Raw genomic sequence first — 15,765 nt, 5'->3', positions numbered from 1 at the left:
GATAGGCCCTAGGCAATCGTGCGCCATGCGGGATAATGCCCGCCTGTTTCCCAGGCTTCGAGCATCTGCATGTCCACTTCCGGTTTTTCCCCTTCCCAGCACCAAGCCAGTACGTTGTATCTGCCCCCAGGCCCATGGGCGACGGTGCTCGATTGCCTGTGCGAGCACTTCCCGGCCATCGGCCGCGAACAATGGCTGGACCGGATTGCGCGGGGCAGGGTTCTGGATATCAATGGCAGCCCGATCAGGTTGGACCTGGCCTACAAGGAAGGCCTGTGCATCTATTACTTTCGCGAAGTGCCCAACGAGAAAGTGATCCCGGTACAGGAAAGCATCCTGTACGCCGATGAACACTTGGTGGTGGCGGACAAACCGCATTTCCTGCCGGTTACGCCTGCTGGCGAGTACGTTGAGCAGACGCTGCTGCGTCGCCTGATCCGGCGCCTGGACAACCCCGCGCTGGTGCCCCTGCACCGTATCGACCGGCATACGGCGGGGCTGGTGCTGTTCTCGGCCAACCCGCAAAGCCGCTCGGCGTATCAGCAACTGTTTCCCACGCGGCGTATCGATAAAATCTACGAAGCCATCGCCCCAGCCTTGCCGAACCTCAGCTTTCCGTTGGTGCATAAAAGCCGGCTGGTGGATGGCGAACCATTCTTTCGCATGCAGGAGGGGCCGGGCGCCAGCAACACTGAGACAGCCGTTGAAGTAAGAGAGAAAAACGCTGGTTTATGGCGCTACGGCCTGTTCCCGGTGACCGGCAAGAAGCACCAGCTGCGCGTGCACATGACCGCGCTCGGCGCGAGCATCTGCAATGACCCGTTCTACCCCGAGGTGATCAAGGATGCTGAGGATGACTACGCCAACCCCCTGAAACTGCTGGCCCAAGGCGTGCGGTTTATCGACCCGGTGAGCGGTGAAGAACGCAGTTTCCGCAGCCGGATCACCCTCGACTGGTAACCCCCAGAAACAACAAGGCCCGCGCGAGGCGGGCCTTGTGTGCAAGCGTCGAGGCTTACAGGTCTTTAACGGTGCGAACCTGATCTTTGTTGATGCGGGTGCGCTTGCCGTCAAGCTGTTGGAATTCGTAGAAGCCCGAATCTTCGTCAAATTTCGGGGTGTCGACGGCCTGGATTTCGCGACCGTCATTCAGGGTGATCACTGTTGGCGAAGCGCAACCGGCGAGGGTGGCGAGGCCCAGTGCAAGCATGAGAGCGGCGATGGTCCGTTGAGTCATGAGTTTGTCTCCGAGAGAATACTTTTAAAATGCTGACCTTGTGACGTATGGGACGTCGGCAAAGTTCCTTGTGCAAGGCTCATTCTGACACGCCAGCCCGTGGGTGCAACAGCTCGGGTGTATTAAGATTGGCCAGGCGCGGGTCATCGGGCGGGCATTGCAGGGCCACGCCACCCAGTTCCAGCAAGATCTTGCGCGGGCTGCGCTCACCCGCTTGCCAGGCCTGCTCCACTTGGTTTTTCAGGCTGGTCGGGATGATGCACAGAAGGGGTTCCCAGAACTCGCCCTGGCGTACCATCACCGGCAACTGTCGGTTGCGTTGGGCGGTCTCACGCAAGTCGGCGAGCAGTCGCCCATCGATCTGCGGCACATCGCACGGCAGGATCAGCAGATGCTCATGGCGTGCCGCGAGCAGTCCGGCGCGGATACCGGCAAGCGGGCCGGGGAAGTCCGGGTTGTCATCGCTCACCAATTGATCGGCATAGGGCGCGTAGCGTTCATGGTTACGATTGCACGAGATGATCAGGTCATCGGTGAGCGGCCGGGCCAGCCGTTGCAGGTGGGCAATCAAGGGTTCGCCCTGCCATTGCAGCAGCCCTTTGTCCTGGCCGCCCATGCGTTGGCCGCGACCACCGGCCAACAGCAGGATCGAACAGGGCAGGGGTGAAGATTCAAGAGACATGGTGGTTCCGCTGCGGCACGTAAATGGGGGCCTGTGATATAACATCGGGCTGTTCCTTCGACAACCGGACCGTGCCATGAAAGCCAAGGCCGATGCGCCCTTCGTACCCCTGAATATTGCAGTATTGACCGTCAGCGACACCCGCACCCTGGACACTGACACCTCCGGCCAGGTGTTCGTTGACCGCCTGACTGCCGCCGGCCACCACCTGGCCGAGCGCGTACTGCTCAAGGACGACCTCTACAAGATCCGCGCCCAGGTTGCCCACTGGATCGCAGAAGACGTTGTGCAAGTCGTGCTGATCACCGGCGGCACCGGCTTCACTGGCCGTGACAGCACCCCTGAAGCCGTGAGCTGCCTGCTCGACAAGCAGGTCGATGGCTTTGGCGAGCTGTTTCGCCAGATCTCCGTGGCCGATATCGGCACTTCCACTGTGCAATCCCGTGCCCTCGCTGGTCTGGCTAATGGCACCCTGGTGTGCTGCTTGCCGGGCTCCACCAACGCCGTGCGCACCGGTTGGGACGGCATCCTCGCCGAGCAACTGGATAACCGTCACCGCCCGTGCAACTTCGTCCCGCATCTCAAGCAGGCTGAACCCTGTGAATCCCGTGGGTAAGCCGGGCAAGACCGGCGCACTGATGCCGGTGGAAGAAGCCTTGCAGCGTTTGCTGGCCATGGCCCAAGCCGCGCCGATCAGCGAGCAGCAAGCGCTGCCCCTGGATGAGTGCGATGGCCGGGTGCTGGCCCAGGACCTGATCTCCACACTTGACCTGCCGCCCTGGCCCAACAGCGCCATGGACGGCTACGCCGTGCGCCTGGCGGATTGGACCGGCGAACCGCTGGTAGTGAGCCAACGCATTTTCGCCGGCAATGCGCCCGAGCCCTTGGCGCCCGGCACCTGCGCCCGTATCTTTACCGGCGCGCCGGTGCCTCAGGGCGCGGACTGCGTGCAAATGCAGGAAAACGCCGTGGTGCATGCCGACCAGCGCGTCAGTTTTACCGAGCAGATGCAAGCGGGCGACAACATCCGCCCCCAGGGCCAGGAAACCACGGTCGGTGAATGCGTGCTCACCGCCGGTACCCGACTGGGTCCCATCGAGCTGGGCCTGGCCGCGTCCCTCGGGCGTGATCGTCTCGACGTGGTGCGCCGCGTGCGTGTAGCCGTACTGTCGACCGGCGATGAGCTGATCGAGCCGGGGTTGCCGCTGGGCCCCGGGCAGATCTACAACAGCAACCGCCGCGTCCTGTGCAGTTGGCTGACACGCATGGGCTGTGAAGTGATCGATGCCGGGATCCTGCCGGATGACCTGGAACAGACCCGCACGCGCCTGGCGGGCCTGGGCGGCGTCGACCTGATCCTGTCCACCGGCGGTGTGTCGGTAGGCGAAGCGGACTTCCTCGGTATTGCCCTGCGTGAAGACGGCGAGCTGGCACTGTGGAAGCTGGCGATCAAGCCAGGCAAGCCGCTGACCTTCGGGCATTTCCGTGGCGTGCCGGTTATCGGCCTGCCAGGCAACCCGGCCTCGACCCTGGTGACCTTTGCGCTGCTGGCGCGCCCCTATCTGCTACGCCGCCAAGGTGTGACGCAGGTAGAGCCGCTGCGTTTCGAGGTGCCGGCAGGGTTCAACTGGCCCAAGCCTGGCAATCGCCGCGAATACCTGCGGGGGCGTATCGAGCAGGGCAAGGCGGTCATCTACCACAACCAGAGTTCCGGCGTGCTGCGCAGCGCGGCGTGGGCGGAGGGGTTTGTGGAGGTGATGGAAGGCACGACGCTGGATATCGGTGACCAAGTCAATTTCATCCCCCTGAGCGAAGTCCTGAACTGACCACAGATCAAAAAATGTGGGAGGGGGCCCGATAGCGGTGTATCAGCCCCCAGATATGTAGGCTGTAATAACGCTATCGGGAGCAAGCCCCCTCCCACAGTAGATCTTGGTACGCCTGCGGCTACTCAGTAATCGTCGCCACGCTCAGTGACATCCCGCTCCACCGGCCCCGCATCCGGGTCGTACCCTGCCGGGAACTTGCCTTTGAGCGTCCATGCAAACGCAATGATCTCGGCAATCGTGCGGTACAGCTCTTCTGGAATGCTATCTCCCAGTTCCATGCGCGCCAGCAGCTTCACCAGCTCGGCGTTTTCATAGATGGGTACTTCGTTTTCCCGGGCCAGCTTGAGGATGGCTTCGGCCAGGGCGTCATCGCCCTTGGCGGACAGGGTGGGGGCTTGTTGGCCGTCGTACTTGAGGGCAATGGCCTGGCGGGGCGGGACGGCGTTCTTCATGCGGTTTCATCCACCCAGCGTTGTTCCAGTCCGGTTTTGGGGCCGCGTGGCGGGGTGCCCAGGTGGCAATCCAGGTCGCCGACGTCAAGCCCCGACGACACCAGGCGTTCGCGCAGGCTGCCCAAGTGGCTTTCGATCAGGCTGGCCGTGAATGGGCGGCTGGCCCACAACTGGCTGGACAGTTTGCCCTGGGTCAATTGCGCCTGGACTTGCAGCGGCCCCAGCGGCTCCATGTCGAAGGCCAGTTCGACGCGCCAGAGCATCTGTTTCGGCTCCTTTTTGTCCTTGCGCTCGGGTTGATCCTTGTCCGGCGCCGGCTCCTCGCGCTGAAACTTGACCTGCAACGGTACGATGTCCTGCAGGGTGCGCATGGGGATTTCCAGCTGCCAGGTGGTTTGCAGGCGACCGTCGGCGGTGGTGCCGGTCTGTTCCAGGCTCGACAGCTGATGGCTCTGCAAGCGGGAGATCGCGCCGGCGGCAAGGCGCAGCAGGTTCTCCAGGTCGCCTTCACCTTCGAGTTTGGCCATGAGCCGCTCGGGCAGCGGGAAGCTTGCCGGTATCTGCCGGGCACCGACCTGGCCGAGGGTGTTCAACGGGCTGCGGACAAAATTTGGCAGCACCTGGGCCAGGGTATTGGCGGCGAGGATGGCATTCAGGTTGGTGCTGGCGGGCAGGGTGGGCAGCAGGTCCGCGACCAGCCGCAACAGCGCGCCTTTCATATCCAGCGGCGGGATCTGCGGGTTCTGCCCGGCGAGCAGCCTGGCTTCCAGGAAAGCACCGCTGTTCTGGATCACCTGCGCCAGTACCTTGGGGTTGCTGACCTGCGCCAGGTCGGGCAATGCCGCCAACAAACGCTCGGCAGCGGCCCGCAGGTCGGCGGAGGTGCTGTCGCCACGGGGCAGGTTTTGCAAGGCGCTGAATACGGCATCCAGCGAGCCTTGGCGACTCTGCTGGGTAGCAAGCTGTTGCGCCACGGCCAGTTGGTCCTTCAAGCCGCTCAATGGCACGAAGCTCAGGGTTTGCGCGTTCTGCACCGCGGCGCTGAGCAAGCTGCCAACCCGCAGGGGCTGAGGGCTTTCCAGCGTCAGGGTGGCGCCGGCCAGGGCGTTATTGAGCACGCTCACCAGCGAGCGATAGATCGCCGGCTGCCCCGTGCCCTGGGGCAGCATCTGCGTGGTCAGCACCTTGGCTTGCAGCAGCGTGCCCACCGGCATTTGCGAGGTATCGAGGCGGGTGAGGGCGGCGACGTTGGCGCTCATGGTCTGCTGCAAGGTGATGGCCAGGTTGCCCGCAGGCGCCTGGCTCACCGCCACATTGCTGCCCAATGGCAAGGGCTGGGCGCTGCTGGCCTGTACCAGGGTCTGGCGACCGCCTTCGAGGGTCAATTTGAGCAACAACTGGAAGGCTTCGCTGCCCTGTTTCAGCGCGATGACCTCGGCGTTCACAGTTTTCCCTGGGCCGATCAGGCCGGCCTGCGGCTCCAGCAGCTTTAGCAGCTCACCCGCCGCAGGCAGCGGGGCAGGTTTGGGCGCTGGGGCTGGAGGCAGTGGAGGTAGGTTGATCTCGCCGGTCATCGTGCACGTCGTCTCTGGGGAAATTGCCCTCTTTAGAGTAGGGCATCGCATGTATAATGCCGCCCGTCTGCAAAGAGAGCGGTAAAAACCTCACAACTATTTGATCCAGCTCTCTAAAATCGGTCGCCAAAGCCGTTATTGTGCATTTCTCTATAACGGCCGCTGCACCGCCGACTTGAACCGTAAAGGCCCGCGATCTCTTGACCAGCCCTCTTCTTGAAGCCGTAGCGCTTGCCTGTGAACGCGACCTGCGCCTGTTGTTCGAGCAACTCGAGCTGCGGTTGGCGGGCGGCGACATGGTGCAAATCAGCGGGCCCAATGGCAGCGGCAAGACTAGCCTACTGCGGCTGATGGCCGGTTTGATGCAGCCCACGGCAGGTGAAATCCGACTCAACGGCAAGCCTTTACACGAACAACGTACCGAACTGGCGCGCAACCTCATCTGGATCGGCCACGCCGCCGGTATCAAGGACGTGCTCACCGCTGAAGAAAACCTCAGTTGGCTCAGCGCCCTGCATCACCCCGCTTCCCGCGACGCGATTTGGCAGGCCCTGGCCTCAGTGGGCCTCAAGGGTTTCGAAGACGTTCCCTGCCACACCCTCTCTGCCGGCCAGCAGCGCCGCGTGGCCCTGGCGCGTTTGTACCTGCCCGGTCCGCCGCTGTGGATCCTCGACGAACCCTTCACCGCCCTCGACAAACAGGGCGTGGCCCAACTCGAAGAGCACCTGGCCCAGCACTGCGAGAAAGGCGGCCTGGTGGTACTGACCACCCACCACACCCTGACGCGCCTGCCCGCGGGGTTTCGCGAGCTGGACCTCGGGCGGTGGTCGGCATGAGTGTGTTTGCCCTGTTGGTCGCGCGTGAAGCGCGGCTGTTGTGCCGTCGCCCGGCCGAGCTGGCAAATCCGCTGGTGTTCTTTGCGATTGTGATCGCGCTGTTCCCGCTGGCGGTCGGCCCGGAGACTAAACTGTTGCAAACCTTGTCCCCAGGGCTGGTGTGGGTAGCGGCGCTTTTATCGGTCCTGCTCTCGCTGGACGGGCTGTTTCGCAGTGATTTCGAAGACGGTTCCCTGGAGCAGTGGGTCCTTTCGTCGCACCCCCTGCCACTTCTGGTGCTGGCCAAGGTACTGGCACACTGGGCTTTTTCCGGCCTGGCGCTGGTGCTGCTCTCACCCTTGCTGGCGATGATGCTAGGGTTGCCCAGCGAGTGCCTGCCGGTGTTGCTTCTATCCTTGTTGCTCGGCACGCCGACCCTGAGCCTGTTGGGAGCCGTAGGGGCGGCGCTGACCGTAGGCTTGAAGCGCGGTGGCCTGTTGCTGGCCCTGCTGATTCTGCCTTTGTACATCCCGGTATTGATCCTCGGCAGCGGCGCTTTGCAAGCCGCGCTAATGGGCATGCCGGCGACCGGTTACCTCTTATGGCTCGGTAGCCTGACCGCCCTGGCGGTAACCCTGACACCCTTTGCTATAGCCGCCGGCCTGAAAATCAGCGTCGGCGAATAATGAGGTCTGACCCGGCGTTGATGACGTTGAGTCAGTAAAGACCCTGAGCTTCTCGCCACGACGAAAAGCACCCGTGATGGAAACTGCAATGAACTGGACCTGGTTTCACAAGCTCGGCTCGCCCAAATGGTTTTATGGCATCAGTGGCAAGTTGCTGCCGTGGTTGAGCGTCGCCGCCGTGTTGCTGATCGGCATCGGCCTGGTCTGGGGCCTGGCCTTCGCGCCGCCCGACTACCAGCAAGGCAACAGCTTTCGCATCATCTATATCCATGTTCCTGCCGCGATGCTGGCCCAGTCCTGCTACGTGATGCTGGCGGTATGCGGCATCGTCGGCCTGGTCTGGAAGATGAAGCTGGCCGACGTGGCCCTGCAATGCGCCGCGCCGATTGGCGCGTGGATGACCGCCGTGGCGCTGGTCACGGGTGCAATCTGGGGCAAGCCCACCTGGGGTTCATGGTGGGTGTGGGACGCACGCCTGACCTCGATGCTGATCCTGCTGTTCCTGTACTTCGGCCTGATTGCCCTGGGCAATGCCATCAGCAACCGCGACAGCGCCGCCAAGGCCTGCGCGGTGCTGGCAATTGTCGGCGTGATCAACATCCCGATCATCAAGTACTCGGTGGAGTGGTGGAACACCCTGCACCAGGGCGCCACCTTCACCCTCACCGAAAAACCGGCGATGCCCGTGGAAATGTGGGCGCCACTGCTGCTGATGGTGCTGGGGTTCTACTGCTTCTTCGGTGCCGTACTGTTGCTGCGCATGCGCCTTGAAGTGCTCAAGCGTGAAGCCCGCACCAGTTGGGTAAAAGCCGAAGTGCAAACCAGCCTGGGAGTGCGTGGATGAGTTTTGCTTCTTTCAGTGATTTTCTCGCCATGGGCCACCATGGCCTGTATGTCTGGACGGCCTATGGCATTTGCCTGGCGGTGCTGGCCCTCAACGTCGCCGCGCCGATCCTGGCCCGCAAGCGTTACCTGCAACAAGAGGCGCGACGTCTGCGCCGGGAGACCGAAAAGTGAATCCGCTGCGTAGAAAGCGTCTGTTGATCATCCTTGCCATCCTGGCCGGTGTGGGTATTGCCGTGGGCCTGGCGATGAGCGCCCTGCGGGAGAACATCAACCTGTTCTACACCCCGACCCAGATCGCCAATGGCGAAGCCCCGCTGGACACGCGCATCCGCGCCGGCGGTATGGTGGAGCAGGGTTCGTTGAAGCGCTCCGGCGACTCCCTGGATGTGACCTTCGTGGTCACCGATTTCAATAAGGCCGTGACCATCACTTATCGCGGCATCCTCCCCGACCTGTTCCGCGAAGGCCAGGGCATCGTCGCCCTGGGCAAACTCAATGCCGATGGCGTGGTGGTGGCTGACGAAGTACTGGCCAAGCACGATGAGAAGTACATGCCGCCAGAGGTCACCAAGGCCTTGAAAGACAGCGGCCAATCCGCGCCTGGCGCGAATTCGCAGCCTGCCAAGGAGGGCTAAGTGATGACGTCCGCACTGTTTATTCCGGAGCTGGGCCAGTTGGCGATGATCCTCGCCCTGTGCTTTGCCGTGGTCCAGGCCGTGGTGCCATTGCTTGGCGCCTGGCGCGGTGACCGCCTGTGGATGAGCCTGGCGCAGCCGGCCGCCTGGGGCCAGTTTGCCTTCCTGTTGTTCGCCTTCGGTTGCCTGACCTACGCCTTCATGACCGACGACTTTTCCGTCGCCTATGTCGCAAACAACTCCAACAGCGCCTTGCCCTGGTATTACAAGTTCAGCGCCGTGTGGGGCGCCCACGAAGGTTCGTTGCTGCTGTGGGCGTTGATCCTCGGTGGCTGGACCTTCGCCGTATCGGTGTTTTCACGCCAACTGCCGCAAGTCATGCTGGCGCGGGTGCTGGCGGTGATGGGCATGATCAGCATTGGCTTTTTGCTGTTCCTGATCATGACCTCCAACCCGTTCAGCCGCATGCTGCCGCAGATCCCGGCGGACGGGCATGACCTCAACCCGCTGTTGCAGGACATCGGCCTGATCGTGCATCCGCCGATGCTCTACATGGGCTACGTCGGTTTCTCCGTGGCCTTTGCCTTCGCCATCGCCGCCTTGCTCGGCGGGCGCCTGGATGCGGCGTGGGCGCGTTGGTCGCGACCATGGACCATCGTTGCCTGGGCCTTCCTCGGTATCGGTATCACCTTGGGCTCATGGTGGGCCTACTACGAACTCGGCTGGGGCGGCTGGTGGTTCTGGGACCCGGTGGAAAACGCCTCGTTCATGCCCTGGCTGGTGGGCACTGCGCTGATTCATTCCCTGGCGGTCACCGAAAAGCGCGGCGTGTTCAAGAGCTGGACCGTGTTGCTTGCCATCGCGGCGTTTTCCCTCAGCCTGCTCGGCACCTTCCTCGTGCGTTCGGGCGTGCTGACCTCGGTGCATGCGTTTGCCTCTGACCCCGAGCGCGGTGTGTTCATCCTGATCTTCCTGCTGTTTGTGGTCGGCGGCTCGCTGACCCTGTTCGCCCTGCGTGCACCGGTGGTCAAGAGCCAGGTCGGCTTCAACCTGTGGTCGCGGGAAACCCTGCTGCTGGGCAATAACCTGGTGCTGGTGGTGGCCGCGTCGATGATCCTGCTCGGTACCCTGTACCCGCTGGTGCTGGATGCCCTCAGCGGCGCCAAACTGTCCGTGGGCCCGCCGTACTTCAATGCCTTGTTCATCCCGCTGATGGGCTTGTTGATGGTGGTGATGGCGGTGGGCGTGCTGGTGCGCTGGAAAGACACTCCGGTGAAATGGCTGGTGGGCATGCTCGCTCCGGTGCTGCTCGGCAGCGTTGCGCTGGCCGTGGTCGCCGGTATTGCCTACGGCGACTTCAACTGGGCAGTGCTCGCCACCTTCCTGCTCGCCGCCTGGGTATTACTGGCCGGTGTGCGTGACATCGTCGACAAGACCCGTCACAAAGGTTTGCTCAAAGGTCTGCCGACCCTGACCCGCAGCTACTGGGGCATGCAGATCGCCCACATCGGCATCGCGGTGTGCGCCCTCGGCGTGGTGCTGTCCAGCCAGAACAGCGCCGAGCGCGACCTGCGCCTGGCGCCGGGCGAATCCATGGACTTGGCCGGTTACCACTTCATCTTCGAAGGCGCCAGGCACTTCGAAGGGCCGAACTTTACCTCAGACAAAGGCACGGTGCGCGTGGTGCGCAATGGCAAGGAAATCGCCGTGCTGCACCCGGAAAAACGCCTGTACACCGTGCAGAGTTCGATGATGACCGAAGCGGGCATTGACGCCGGTTTCACCCGTGACCTGTATGTGGCCCTCGGAGAACCCCTGGGCGACGGCGCCTGGGCCGTGCGGGTGCATGTCAAACCCTTCGTGCGCTGGATCTGGTTCGGCGGTCTGCTCACCGGTTTTGGCGGTTTGCTCGCGGCGCTGGACCGGCGTTATCGGGTCAAGGTTAAGAGCCGGGTGCGTGAAGCACTGGGTATGGGAGCTGCGGTATGAAGCGTTGGTTGATGGTGGTGCCACTGGCGTTGTTCCTGCTGGTGGCGGTGTTCCTGTATCGCGGTTTGTACCTGGACCCGGCCGAGCTGCCTTCGGCGATGATCGGCAAGCCGTTCCCGGCGTTCAGCCTGTCGACGGTGCAGGGCGACAAGATCCTGACCCAGGCAGACTTGCAGGGCAAACCGGCGCTGGTCAATGTGTGGGCGACCTGGTGCATTTCCTGCCGCGTCGAGCATCCGGTGCTGAACAAGCTGGCCGAGAAGGGCGTGGTGATCTACGGCATCAACTACAAGGACGACAACGCAGCCGCGTTGAAATGGTTGGCCGAGTTTCACAATCCGTACCAGCTGGATATCCGCGATGAGGACGGCAACCTCGGTTTGAACCTTGGCGTGTACGGCGCACCGGAAACCTTCTTCATCGACGCCAAGGGCGTGATCCGCGACAAGTACGTCGGCGTGATCGACGAGGTGGTGTGGCGCGAGCAACTGGCCGCCAAGTACCAGGCCCTGGTCGATGAGGCTAAGCCATGAAGCGTCTGTTAGCCGCCGCTGTCTTGGCCTTGGGCCTGGCCGGTGTGGTCCACGCTGCCATCGACACCTACGAATTTGCCAACGACGCCGAGCGCGAGCGTTTCCGCGACCTGACCAAGGAACTGCGCTGCCCCAAGTGCCAGAACCAGGACATCGCCGACTCCAACGCACCCATTGCCACCGACCTGCGCAGAGAGATCTTCCGCATGCTGGGGGAGGGCAAGGACGACCAGCAGATCATCGATTTCATGGTCGACCGCTACGGTGATTTCGTGCGCTACAAACCGGCCCTCACCGGCAAGACCGCGCTGCTCTGGTTCGGCCCTGCCGGCCTGCTGCTGGCCGGCGTCGTGGTGATGGCGGTGATCGTGCGTCGCCGCCGCGCCGCGCCGACCGATGGTTCCGATGCGCTTTCCCCTGAAGAGCGCAAACGTCTCGACCAATTGCTGGACACCAAGACTGATGATTGATTTCTGGCTCGCAGCCGGCTTGCTGCTTCTGATTGCCCTGAGTTTTCTGCTCATCCCGGTACTGCGCGGCCGCCGTGCCCAGCGTGAGGAGGATCGCACCGCGCTGAACGTGGCGCTGTATCAGGAGCGCGTTGCCGAGCTGCAAGTGCAGCAGGACGAAGGTGTATTGAACGCCGCGCAACTGGACACCGGCCGCGCCGAAGCCGCCCGTGAGCTGCTGGCCGATACCGAAGGCGTGGAAAAGCCCCGTGAATCGCGCTTGGGTAAACCCTTGCCGTTTTTGGCGGCGTTTCTGGTGCCCGTACTCGGCGTTGTGCTGTACCTGCATTATGGGGCGAGCGACAAGGTCGAACTGACCCGTGAGTTCTCCCAGCCGCCGGTATCCATGGCCGACATGACCCAGCGCCTGGAACGTGCCGCGGCAGCCCAGCCGGACTCGGCCGAGGGCCTATACTTCCTGGGCCGCGCCTACATGGCCCAGGACCGTTCCGCCGATGCCGCCAAAGTCTTCGAGCGTACCGTGGCATTGGCCGGGCGCCAGCCTGAATTGCTCGGCCAGTGGGCCCAGGCGCAATACTTTGCCGACAACAAACAGTGGTCGCCCAAGGTGCAGGCGCTGACCGACGAGGCGTTGAAGCTCGACCCCAAGGAAGTCACCAGCCTTGGCCTGTTGGGTATCGCCGCCTTTGAAGGCCAGCGTTACCAGGAGGCGATCGACTACTGGAACCGCCTGCTGGCGCAACTGCCGGCGCAAGACAATTCCCGTGTGGCGCTGCAAGGCGGTATCGATCGCGCTGCCGAGAAGCTCAAGGAAAGCGGCGGTACGGTCGCGCACAAGGCAGTCATGACAGTGCGTGTGGACCTGTCCGCCGAGGCGAAAGCCAAAACCTTGCCGACCGACAGCGTGTTCATCTTCGCCCGCGCCGTCTCCGGCCCACCGGCACCGTTGGCGGCCAGGCGCGTCACCGTCGCCGAACTGCCCATCACCGTTGAACTGGGCGATGCCGATGCAATGATGCCGCAGTTGAAACTGTCCAACTTCCCCGAAGTCCAACTGGTTGCGCGCATATCCCGGGCAGGTGTTCCGACCACTGGCGAATGGATCGGCCGCACCCAACCCCTGGCCAGCAGCACCACTGCGCCGCAGCAGCTGACCATCGACAGTCCGGACAAGTAAATCGAGGAAACGCCCATGACCGCATTTGCACGCATCACCCTGCTTAGCCTGGTACTTGGCTTGAGCGCTTGTGCGGTCCACCGCCCACCGCCGTCCCCCACCGGCCCGACCATCCCGCCGTCGGGACCGTCGACCCAGCCGAGCACCAAGCCGTCTGGCCCGGTGACCCCGCCGCCGAAGCCATTGCCAACCAAATCGCCCACCTTCGCTCCACCCCCAGGCGCCGCCAGCCACTGGGACGGCAAGATGCAGGTCTACGTGCTCGACGACCAGCCCGACACCTTCTACCGCCAGCGCACTTATTATCGTTGGAGCAACGGCTGGAGCCGCTCCATCAGCCCCAACGGGCCCTGGGAAGAAACCAACGTACAAGGCGTACCGCCGGGCTTGAGCAAGCAGTACGCACAATGACAAAAGGCGACCCTCGGGTCGCCTTTTTCATGGCCTTGAAATGCACTCTGGCAATCACCGCCGGGCAAATGTGGGAGGGGCCCTGCTCCCGTAGCGTTAGGTCAGTCAATGATTAGCTGAATACACCGCGAACGGGAGCAAGCCCCCTCCCACAGTAGATCTGTGCGCCATCAAGCAGCCGGGCGGCGAAGTCGGGATTGGTGGGGCCATCCTGAAAGCGCAGGGGATTACATCGTCGTGGGCTGAAAAACGGTCTGCCAGCCCCGATTGCAGTGGTTCAGTCACTGATGGGGTGGGTCAAACAGGGCGAGCTGTGCGCAGGCGGTCGACCAGGGATGGAAACCTGGTTGGGGCACGGCCTCCTGCGCACAGCTCGTTCGGCATAATGGAGATCTTGCGGATGGTTGGCCGTAGGTAAAGTCCTTTATTGCGCGTGGCGCATACGTGGTGCGCGGTGAGTCGCACTCGGGTAAGGTGGCCGCCGCCGGTCTGGTCGTCGCGCGATTGCTGGATATACTTTCCAGTGACTACTCCCCGACCAACCTGATGCAAGCCAGGAGCCGCGAAGGGTTGTCGGTGGTACAACAAGTCTGGATAAGCCAAGAGGGTGTTTTGATGGCAGGCAGGTTGATCTATCTCATCGGGCCATCGGGTTCGGGCAAGGACAGCCTGCTGGATGCTGCGCGCCCGCACTTGGTCGAGCGCGGCTGCCACATGGTGCGCCGGGTGATCACGCGCTCGGCGGAGGCAGTGGGCGAAGCGGCGCAAGGGGTGAGCCCGGAGCAGTTTGCGGCGATGGATGCCCAGGGCGCGTTTGCCTTGAGCTGGCAGGCCAATGGCTTGTCCTATGGAATTCCTCGTGAGATCGACGACTGGCTGGCAGCGGGGGACGATGTGCTGGTCAATGGCTCCCGCGCCCACCTGGCGCAGACCCGCAAGCGTTATCCGACGTTGCTGGTGCTGCTGCTGACGGTGGATCAGGCCGTGTTGCTCCAGCGCTTGATCGCACGGGGACGAGAGTCCCCGGCGGACATCGAAGAACGCCTGGCGCGCAACGCGCGGTTCACCGCCGCGCTGATCACCGGTAATGGCGCGGGCTTGTTTGTACTGGATAACTCGGGCCCATTGGAACATACCGTCGCCCGTCTGCTGTGCTGCCTGGACCACGGGCACTCGGTATGCGCCTGACCCTGCTCGGCAACGGCGATGCATGGCAAGTTCGGGCGTACGGTTGCGAATGCGCGGCATGCGGGTTGGCTTCGTCTGAATAGGAGGGGCTGGCGGTACGGGGTCGTGACCTCGGAGCTCACCGTATTCATTGGTAATCGCCAAGTGCGGTAAAAAGTCATTCGTGTTCGATTTTCCGTTTGTTGGGGAATGCTGTTGTGTGAGTGTTTATCCGTGTTGCGTCATTCTGAAATTTTCAAGATTATATGTTGCAAGGTTTTATAATTGTGCACGTTTTGTGAGGTTTTTAGTTGTGGGTAAATGTATTTTTGTGGTGTCGTGAAATCGGTCTAACGTACATGAAGTGACGTTTTAAGTTGAAATAGATGAAGTGTTGTCTGGTGTTTTTGATTGTGGGAATTTAACGCCGCGTTGATCGCGTGCTCGTATATTTTTACAGCGAATTTTGCCCTCGGCAGACTACATTGATTTTAATTATTTCAACTTGGATAGGCGGATTTGAAAATGCAGGTTAATGTTTCCAGTGTGGGGTCTCGAAGTGATGGCTTTTCCAGTGTCCCAAGACAATTTAATGCTCTGAGCAGAACGGGTGAAACGAATAAGTCCAACATGGATAGTGGTCGTCACACTGCCTCTATTCCATTCCCTCGTAATACCCCTGCATTCAGTCTGTTCTACAGCCCGTTGGAGAGTGAGGACTATCATGTCGATAGGCATCCCTCTAGAAGTACTAATAAGAGTGTTTTCAACGGCTTTCAAAGTCAAAGTAGCGTAGTAAACGGGCTGACGGAAAGTCTTAACGGATTCAGGCAGGTAATGAGTCGCTGTGGGGGATCTATCAACCCCAATCCGTGTCCACCTTCGAGGCCGTGGCCTGAACCCTGTCCAGAACCGCAGCCCAGACCTCGCCCGTGTCCACCGCCAAGGCCAGAACCCTGTCCGCGCCCGCAGCCGCCGCGGCCCGTACCATGTCCGCCGCCGCAACCGAGACCTGAGCCGTATCCTGAGCCAAGGCCCGAGCCGCGTCCGGCGCCGCAGCCGAGGCCTGAGCCGTATCCGCAGCCCAGGCCCGCGCCTTATCCGCAACCGGAGCCGAGGCCAGAACCCTATCCGCAACCCCAGCCAMGGCCGGAGCCGCGTCCGGCACCKCAGCCSAGGCCCGCGCCTTATCCGCAACCGGAGCCGAGGCCAGAACCCTATCCGCAACCCCAGCCAAGGCCGGAGCCGCGTCCGGCGGCACC

Annotated in this window: 18 protein-coding genes; 14 read left to right on the top strand and 4 right to left on the bottom strand. The window is 62.3% G+C overall.

Features of this window, described 5'->3' with window-relative positions; translation table 11 throughout:
* Nucleotides 1-69 precede the first annotated feature (69 nt).
* Entirely contained in the window at nt 70-960 is an 891-nt protein-coding gene (locus ASD70_RS14050; protein WP_046071616.1) for a pseudouridine synthase, read from the top strand.
* Between the two features lie 55 nt (nt 961-1,015).
* Here ASD70_RS14050 and ASD70_RS14045 read toward each other — a convergent pair whose 3' ends face one another.
* Complete coding sequence (locus ASD70_RS14045) at nt 1,016-1,237, bottom strand: YgdI/YgdR family lipoprotein (protein WP_005786486.1); 222 nt, start codon at nt 1,235-1,237, stop codon at nt 1,016-1,018.
* Nucleotides 1,238-1,316: 79 nt separating this feature from the next.
* Nucleotides 1,317-1,919, bottom strand: coding sequence for a molybdenum cofactor guanylyltransferase MobA (gene mobA, locus ASD70_RS14040; protein WP_046071617.1), 603 nt, complete (start codon nt 1,917-1,919; stop codon nt 1,317-1,319).
* A gap of 76 nt (nt 1,920-1,995) precedes the next feature.
* Between mobA and moaB the strand changes: the two genes are divergently transcribed.
* Entirely contained in the window at nt 1,996-2,535 is a 540-nt protein-coding gene (gene moaB / locus ASD70_RS14035) for a molybdenum cofactor biosynthesis protein B (RefSeq protein ID WP_010211803.1), read from the top strand.
* Nucleotides 2,519-3,745, top strand: a complete 1,227-nt coding sequence (locus tag ASD70_RS14030) for a molybdopterin molybdotransferase MoeA (RefSeq protein ID WP_056846747.1) — start codon at nt 2,519-2,521, stop codon at nt 3,743-3,745. Before moaB ends, ASD70_RS14030 begins: the two co-directional genes overlap by 17 nt.
* A 125-nt stretch (nt 3,746-3,870) precedes the next feature.
* On the opposite strand, the gene ASD70_RS14025 is transcribed toward ASD70_RS14030, so the two are convergent.
* Together ASD70_RS14025 and fliK are read right to left on the bottom strand one after the other, a co-directional pair.
* The gene (locus tag ASD70_RS14025; RefSeq protein WP_046071619.1) at nt 3,871-4,200 is read right to left on the bottom strand and encodes an EscU/YscU/HrcU family type III secretion system export apparatus switch protein; all 330 of its coding nucleotides are present in this window, start codon (nt 4,198-4,200) and stop codon (nt 3,871-3,873) included.
* Nucleotides 4,197-5,774, bottom strand: a complete 1,578-nt coding sequence (fliK, locus tag ASD70_RS14020) for a flagellar hook-length control protein FliK (protein ID WP_056846746.1) — start codon at nt 5,772-5,774, stop codon at nt 4,197-4,199. The genes ASD70_RS14025 and fliK overlap by 4 nt, the downstream gene beginning before the upstream one ends.
* Before the next feature lie 200 nt (nt 5,775-5,974).
* Between fliK and ccmA the strand changes: the two genes are divergently transcribed.
* From ccmA to phnN, 11 genes are all read left to right on the top strand, one after another.
* Nucleotides 5,975-6,610, top strand: a complete 636-nt coding sequence (gene ccmA, locus ASD70_RS14015) for a cytochrome c biogenesis heme-transporting ATPase CcmA (RefSeq protein WP_046071621.1) — start codon at nt 5,975-5,977, stop codon at nt 6,608-6,610.
* Complete coding sequence (gene ccmB / locus ASD70_RS14010) at nt 6,607-7,275, top strand: heme exporter protein CcmB (protein WP_046072688.1); 669 nt, start codon at nt 6,607-6,609, stop codon at nt 7,273-7,275. Before ccmA ends, ccmB begins: the two co-directional genes overlap by 4 nt.
* Before the next feature lie 88 nt (nt 7,276-7,363).
* Nucleotides 7,364-8,119, top strand: a complete 756-nt coding sequence (locus tag ASD70_RS14005; RefSeq protein ID WP_046071622.1) for a heme ABC transporter permease — start codon at nt 7,364-7,366, stop codon at nt 8,117-8,119.
* On the top strand, nt 8,116-8,292 hold the full coding sequence (ccmD, locus tag ASD70_RS14000) for a heme exporter protein CcmD (protein ID WP_003172771.1): 177 nt from the start codon (nt 8,116-8,118) through the stop codon (nt 8,290-8,292). The genes ASD70_RS14005 and ccmD overlap by 4 nt, the downstream gene beginning before the upstream one ends.
* On the top strand, nt 8,289-8,756 hold the full coding sequence (gene ccmE, locus ASD70_RS13995; RefSeq protein ID WP_056846745.1) for a cytochrome c maturation protein CcmE: 468 nt from the start codon (nt 8,289-8,291) through the stop codon (nt 8,754-8,756). Before ccmD ends, ccmE begins: the two co-directional genes overlap by 4 nt.
* A 3-nt stretch (nt 8,757-8,759) precedes the next feature.
* Nucleotides 8,760-10,745, top strand: a complete 1,986-nt coding sequence (locus ASD70_RS13990) for a heme lyase CcmF/NrfE family subunit (protein WP_046071623.1) — start codon at nt 8,760-8,762, stop codon at nt 10,743-10,745.
* Nucleotides 10,742-11,278, top strand: a complete 537-nt coding sequence (locus ASD70_RS13985) for a DsbE family thiol:disulfide interchange protein (RefSeq protein WP_046071624.1) — start codon at nt 10,742-10,744, stop codon at nt 11,276-11,278. Before ASD70_RS13990 ends, ASD70_RS13985 begins: the two co-directional genes overlap by 4 nt.
* On the top strand, nt 11,275-11,748 hold the full coding sequence (locus ASD70_RS13980) for a cytochrome c-type biogenesis protein (RefSeq protein WP_056846744.1): 474 nt from the start codon (nt 11,275-11,277) through the stop codon (nt 11,746-11,748). The genes ASD70_RS13985 and ASD70_RS13980 overlap by 4 nt, the downstream gene beginning before the upstream one ends.
* Nucleotides 11,741-12,925: a c-type cytochrome biogenesis protein CcmI gene (ccmI, locus tag ASD70_RS13975; protein WP_056846743.1), complete on the top strand. Its 1,185-nt coding sequence runs from the start codon at nt 11,741-11,743 to the stop codon at nt 12,923-12,925. Before ASD70_RS13980 ends, ccmI begins: the two co-directional genes overlap by 8 nt.
* Before the next feature lie 15 nt (nt 12,926-12,940).
* Nucleotides 12,941-13,336 carry a lipoprotein gene (locus ASD70_RS13970; RefSeq protein ID WP_046071627.1) on the top strand — a complete coding sequence of 132 codons (396 nt, stop codon included), beginning with the start codon at nt 12,941-12,943 and terminating at the stop codon, nt 13,334-13,336.
* A 615-nt stretch (nt 13,337-13,951) separates the two neighbouring features.
* Complete coding sequence (gene phnN, locus ASD70_RS13965) at nt 13,952-14,524, top strand: phosphonate metabolism protein/1,5-bisphosphokinase (PRPP-forming) PhnN (RefSeq protein ID WP_046072689.1); 573 nt, start codon at nt 13,952-13,954, stop codon at nt 14,522-14,524.
* Nucleotides 14,525-15,765 lie beyond the last annotated feature (1,241 nt).

Origin of the sequence: Pseudomonas sp. Root569, from assembly GCF_001427465.1 — a bacterium.
Lineage (GTDB): Bacteria > Pseudomonadota > Gammaproteobacteria > Pseudomonadales > Pseudomonadaceae > Aquipseudomonas > Aquipseudomonas synxantha.
Note: the sequence above shows the minus strand (reverse complement) of the source record. Positions and strands in the feature narration are given on the sequence as shown.

What these genes read in the sequence shown, in the direction of transcription:
- ASD70_RS14045 (WP_005786486.1), bottom strand. Translation starts at nt 1,237, where the DNA reads ATGACTCAACGGACCATCGCCGCTCTCATGCTTGCACTGGGCCTCGCC.
- ccmD (WP_003172771.1), top strand. Translation starts at nt 8,116, where the DNA reads ATGAGTTTTGCTTCTTTCAGTGATTTTCTCGCCATGGGCCACCATGGC.
- mobA (WP_046071617.1), bottom strand. Translation starts at nt 1,919, where the DNA reads ATGTCTCTTGAATCTTCACCCCTGCCCTGTTCGATCCTGCTGTTGGCC.
- ASD70_RS13970 (WP_046071627.1), top strand. Translation starts at nt 12,941, where the DNA reads ATGACCGCATTTGCACGCATCACCCTGCTTAGCCTGGTACTTGGCTTG.
- ASD70_RS14005 (WP_046071622.1), top strand. Translation starts at nt 7,364, where the DNA reads ATGAACTGGACCTGGTTTCACAAGCTCGGCTCGCCCAAATGGTTTTAT.
- ASD70_RS13985 (WP_046071624.1), top strand. Translation starts at nt 10,742, where the DNA reads ATGAAGCGTTGGTTGATGGTGGTGCCACTGGCGTTGTTCCTGCTGGTG.
- ASD70_RS13990 (WP_046071623.1), top strand. Translation starts at nt 8,760, where the DNA reads ATGACGTCCGCACTGTTTATTCCGGAGCTGGGCCAGTTGGCGATGATC.
- moaB (WP_010211803.1), top strand. Translation starts at nt 1,996, where the DNA reads ATGAAAGCCAAGGCCGATGCGCCCTTCGTACCCCTGAATATTGCAGTA.
- phnN (WP_046072689.1), top strand. Translation starts at nt 13,952, where the DNA reads ATGGCAGGCAGGTTGATCTATCTCATCGGGCCATCGGGTTCGGGCAAG.
- ccmI (WP_056846743.1), top strand. Translation starts at nt 11,741, where the DNA reads ATGATTGATTTCTGGCTCGCAGCCGGCTTGCTGCTTCTGATTGCCCTG.
- ASD70_RS14050 (WP_046071616.1), top strand. Translation starts at nt 70, where the DNA reads ATGTCCACTTCCGGTTTTTCCCCTTCCCAGCACCAAGCCAGTACGTTG.
- fliK (WP_056846746.1), bottom strand. Translation starts at nt 5,774, where the DNA reads ATGACCGGCGAGATCAACCTACCTCCACTGCCTCCAGCCCCAGCGCCC.
- ASD70_RS14025 (WP_046071619.1), bottom strand. Translation starts at nt 4,200, where the DNA reads ATGAAGAACGCCGTCCCGCCCCGCCAGGCCATTGCCCTCAAGTACGAC.
- ASD70_RS13980 (WP_056846744.1), top strand. Translation starts at nt 11,275, where the DNA reads ATGAAGCGTCTGTTAGCCGCCGCTGTCTTGGCCTTGGGCCTGGCCGGT.
- ccmB (WP_046072688.1), top strand. Translation starts at nt 6,607, where the DNA reads ATGAGTGTGTTTGCCCTGTTGGTCGCGCGTGAAGCGCGGCTGTTGTGC.